Origin of the sequence: Cognatishimia sp. F0-27, from assembly GCF_020667845.1 — a bacterium.
Taxonomy (GTDB): Bacteria; Pseudomonadota; Alphaproteobacteria; order Rhodobacterales; family Rhodobacteraceae; genus JAFMPQ01.
Genome location: NZ_JAFMPQ010000069.1, coordinates 2,501 through 6,755 on the forward strand (window position 1 = coordinate 2,501; position 4,255 = coordinate 6,755).

At 53.7% G+C, this 4,255-nt stretch carries 1 tRNA gene and 2 rRNA genes; all 3 read left to right on the top strand.

Annotation, left to right across the window (positions count from 1 at the left end):
• Positions 1-318: 318 nt before the first annotated feature.
• The 3 genes from J1C49_RS21115 (at position 319) to J1C49_RS21125 (ending at position 4,255) form a co-directional block, all read left to right on the top strand.
• Positions 319-3,922 (top strand): 23S ribosomal RNA (locus J1C49_RS21115).
• An 89-nt stretch (positions 3,923-4,011) separates the two neighbouring features.
• A 5S ribosomal RNA gene (rrf, locus tag J1C49_RS21120) occupies positions 4,012-4,126 on the top strand.
• A 52-nt stretch (positions 4,127-4,178) separates the two neighbouring features.
• Positions 4,179-4,255 (top strand) — tRNA-Met (locus J1C49_RS21125).

Genomic DNA, 4,255 nt, shown 5'->3' on the forward strand with positions numbered 1-4,255 from the left:
CTAGCCGGCTGAACGGTGATATCCCCTCTGAAACGAACATGCGTTGTCCAAGTCAAGTACACTAACCCGTGTGATTAACCATCACACAAGTACTTTGAGTGTGTTTTGCCGATTGGTTCTTGGGGTTCGCCCTCAAGTAGCGAAGCGGTAGGGCACCAAACAAAGTGCGGGAAAGTATGCTTTTGGTTCAGAATAGAGGTCGCAGACATACCAGCCTGCAATGACCGTGACTGGTTTTGGATTGTTTGGGGCGAAACGGCACTTCGGTGTTTTAGTAGTCATGAGCGATCCGGCAAAAACCTGTCTCTTTCTGGATCAAATCAAGCGCGAGAAGGGCGTTTGGTGGATGCCTTGGCAGTAAGAGGCGATGAAGGACGTGATACTCTGCGATAAGCGATGGGGAGCCGAGAATAGGCTTTGATCCATCGATCTCCGAATGGGGCAACCCACCTGAAACTGTGTTATTTATCCTTCCGGTCGAGCGATTGGGGCAAGTCCTCAAGTAGCGAAGCGGTAGGACAAAATAATGCAGTTAGCCAGGTACTTCTAACCTGAATACATAGGGTTAAAAGAGCAAACCCGGGGAACTGAAACATCTAAGTACCCGGAGGAAAGGAAATCAATTGATACTCCCCTAGTAGTGGCGAGCGAACGGGGACCAGCCGAGCCGTGAATGTGAATAGAATGGTCTGGAAAGACCAACCATAGTGGGTGACAGTCCCGTATATGAAGCATGATCGGACGTATTAAGTAGGGCGGGACACGTGAAATCCTGTCTGAAGATCGGGGGACCACCCTCGAAGGCTAAGTACTCCTTACTGACCGATAGCGAACCAGTACCGTGAGGGAAAGGTGAAAAGCACCCCGACGAGGGGAGTGAAACAGTACCTGAAACCGAGCGCCTACAATCAGTCGGAGCTTGACTGGACTCTAATGACAATCTTGGCCATGACTTCTGCAGGGAATGCAGGAGATAGATCATGGCTGACGGAACCTTCGCAGTTCTGATGCTCATCCTCGGGATCACCGATATGAGCCGGAATTATTGCGGAACGGACACAGGCTGCCTCGGCAAGACGCCGGATCAGGCGAGGCTGTCCTTCTCTGCGGGGGAGGTTCTGGAACGGCAGGCCGAAGCGGCACCGGAAATTTACCTGCGCTATGACCTTGGTCACAAGCGGGGGCCTTTCCAGCCGGCCTTTGGCGTGTCTGTCGGAGAAGGGGGCGAGACATGGGTGGGCTTCGGCAACACCTATGAGATCGATCTCGGCACGCGGTTCTATGCGGAGCTGCATTCGATGCCGGGGCTCTACTTCGACAATGGCGGCTTTGACCTTGGTGGACCCATCGCGTTCCGCTCCGGTCTTGAGCTGGGATACGAGAACCGAAGCGGTTGGCGCTATGCCTTCAGCTACGATCATCGCTCGAACGCGGGAATTTACGACGACAATCCCGGGATCGAGACGGTGCAGTTCAAGGTGAGTATACCTCTTAGATAGCCGCATCTTCCGGGCGCAAAACCGGTTCCCACTTATGCTGAAGACGCGCGCGTCTCTGGCGGGAACCCGGTCGCAATCAGCGCGCCGGAAGCAACACTGCGTCACACCCAAGCGCTCAAGTAGCGAAGCGGTAGCGCATCAAAGATGTCATTAGTGTCCAGTCTTGTGACGGCGTACCTTTTGTATAATGGGTCATCGACTTGGTCTATCTAGCAAGCTTAAGCCGTTAGGTGTAGGCGCAGCGAAAGCGAGTCTTAATAGGGCGTCGAGTTAGATGGATCAGACCCGAAACCGAGTGATCTAGGCATGGCCAGGTTGAAGGTTGGGTAACACCAACTGGAGGACCGAACCCACATCCGTTGAAAAGGATCGGGATGAGCTGTGCCTAGGGGTGAAAGGCCAATCAAACTCGGAGATAGCTGGTTCTCTGCGAAATCTATTTAGGTAGAGCGTCATCCGAATACCCCGGGGGGTAGAGCACTGGATGGGTAATGGGGCCCCACAGGCTTACTGATCCTAACCAAACTCCGAATACCCGGGAGTACTAGATGGCAGACACACTGCGGATGCTAACGTCCGTAGTGGAGAGGGAAACAACCCTGACCTACAGCTAAGGCCCCCAATTCGTGGCTAAGTGGGAAAGCAGGTGGGACGACCAAAACAACCAGGAGGTTGGCTTAGAAGCAGCCATCCTTTAAAGATAGCGTAACAGCTCACTGGTCTAAATAAGTTGTCCTGCGGCGAAGATGTAACGGGGCTCAAGCCACGAGCCGAAGCTTAGGATGCCGTAAGGCATGGTAGCAGAGCGTAGTGTGACATAGGATTTATCCTCTTTTGCTCCCTTCGGGGATCATAGGAGGCATAAATCCTTTCTGTGAAGCCGGCCTGTGAGGGATCCGGTGGAGAGATCACTAGCGAGAATGATGACATGAGTAGCGACAAAGAGTGTGAGAGACACTCTCGCCGAAAGTCCAAGGGTTCCTGCTTAAAGCTAATCTGAGCAGGGTAAGCCGACCCCTAAGGCGAGGCCGAAAGGCGTAGTCGATGGGAACCAGGTTAATATTCCTGGGCCAGATGGAAGTGACGGATCATGAAGATTGTCAGCCCTTATTGGATTGGGTTGGCCGTTAATTGGTTCCTGGAAATAGCTCCATCATGAGATCGTACCCTAAACCGACACAGGTGGACTGGTAGAGAATACCAAGGCGCTTGAGAGAACGATGTTGAAGGAACTCGGCAAAATACCTCCGTAAGTTCGCGAGAAGGAGGCCCGGTTCCTAGGCAACTAGGGGCTGGGGGCACAAACCAGGGGGTGGCGACTGTTTACTAAAAACACAGGGCTCTGCGAAGTCGCAAGACGACGTATAGGGTCTGACGCCTGCCCGGTGCCTGAAGGTTAAAAGGAGGGGTGCAAGCTCCGAATTGAAGCCCAGGTAAACGGCGGCCGTAACTATAACGGTCCTAAGGTAGCGAAATTCCTTGTCGGGTAAGTTCCGACCTGCACGAATGGCGTAACGACTTCCCCGCTGTCTCCAACATCGACTCAGCGAAATTGAATTGCCTGTCAAGATGCAGGCTTCCCGCGGTTAGACGGAAAGACCCCGTGCACCTTCACTACAGCTTCGCACTGGCATCAGGCACAACATGTGCAGGATAGGTGGTAGGCTTTGAAGCGCAAACGCCAGTTTGCGTGGAGCCATCCTTGAGATACCACCCTTGTTCTGCTTGATGTCTAACCGCGGTCCGTTATCCGGATCCGGGACCCTGCGTGGCGGGTAGTTTGACTGGGGCGGTCGCCTCCTAAAGCGTAACGGAGGCGCGCGAAGGTTGGCTCAGAGCGGTCGGAAATCGCTCGTTGAGTGCAATGGCAGAAGCCAGCCTGACTGCGAGACTGACAAGTCGAGCAGAGACGAAAGTCGGCCATAGTGATCCGGTGGTCCCAAGTGGGAGGGCCATCGCTCAACGGATAAAAGGTACGCCGGGGATAACAGGCTGATACTGCCCAAGAGTCCATATCGACGGCAGTGTTTGGCACCTCGATGTCGGCTCATCTCATCCTGGGGCTGGAGCAGGTCCCAAGGGTATGGCTGTTCGCCATTTAAAGAGGTACGTGAGCTGGGTTTAGAACGTCGTGAGACAGTTCGGTCCCTATCTGCCGTGGGTGTAGGATACTTGAGAGGAGTTGCCCCTAGTACGAGAGGACCGGGGTGAACGATCCACTGGTGGACCTGTTGTTGCGCCAGCAGCAGTGCAGGGTAGCTATGATCGGACAGGATAACCGCTGAAGGCATCTAAGCGGGAAGCCCCCCTCAAAACAAGGTATCCCTGAGGGCCGTGGAAGACCACCACGTCGATAGGCCGGAGATGTAAGCACAGCAATGTGTTCAGTTGACCGGTACTAATGGCCCGATAGGCTTGATTTGATCCAGTAAAAGCCAGGTTCAAAACCATACTGGAAAATCAAAAGCATACACCAAGGTGTGCTGACTTGGACGACAGAGATTTTGTTCGGTTTGGTGGTCATAGCACGAGCAAAACACCCGGCTCCATTCCGAACCCGGCCGTTAAGTGCCGTAGCGCCGATGGTACTGCGTCTTAAGACGTGGGAGAGTAGGTCACCGCCAAACCTAACAAAATCTCTGAAACGTATCTCTCAATACGAAAAACAAAACCATCTGTCGCGGGATGGAGCAGCCCGGTAGCTCGTCAGGCTCATAACCTGAAGGTCGTAGGTTCAAATCCTACTCCCGCAACCA